This is a genomic window from Pseudomonas sp. P1_A1 (assembly GCF_056406935.1).
The window spans coordinates 1-607 of the sequence record NZ_JBFTZE010000051.1 but is presented as its reverse complement, the minus strand read 5'-3'; the positions used below and the strand labels follow the sequence as shown (position 1 = coordinate 607).

The 607-nt window shown below is 47.0% G+C and carries 1 protein-coding gene; it reads right to left on the bottom strand.

Going from position 1 to position 607, the window contains the following annotated elements; translation table 11 throughout:
- Window positions 1–607 (bottom strand): glycoside hydrolase family 3 N-terminal domain-containing protein (locus tag AC1D2Q_RS29530; protein ID WP_477815548.1); only part of this gene is annotated, 607 nt, incomplete at both ends.

The window sequence follows — 607 nt, the reverse complement described above, 5'->3', positions numbered from 1 at the left end:
CGGCTGCTTTAAATGCCGGGAAATAAATTTCGCGCAAGGCTCTTTCATCAACTATGGTGTTTACGCTATCGCGGTTAAGTTCCTGGTTATTTGCGGCAAAGTGTTTTACACAAGCTGCCACATGCCGGCTTTGAATTCCTTTTACAGCTTGAACCGCCAGCAGGCTGTTTAAATAAGGGTCTTCCGAATAATATTCATAAGTACGGCCGCAAAGCGGCATCCGGCAAATATTGAATGCCGGTGCAAGCATTATATGCTTTTTACGGGCATTCGCTTCTTCGCCTATAACTACGCCATACCGGTTGGCCATTACGGGATTCCATGTGGCTGCTATTGCCGAGCCATTTGGTAAAAACGTGGCAGAATCGGTTGTCCAGTTAGCCGACGCCCAATCAAAGCGCTTTATTTCTTCACGTACGCCTAAGGGGCCATCATCGCAGGTAAGTTCCGGGATACCTAAACGGCTTACACCTGCCGAAGAAAACAACGCGTTTCCATGAAGCATGTCTATTTTTTCTTCCAGCGTCATTTTGCTGACGATGCTGTTGATCTTCGCATTAAGCGCAACCTCACTTTTATTTTGTGCCGAAACTCCGCCGGATAGTAA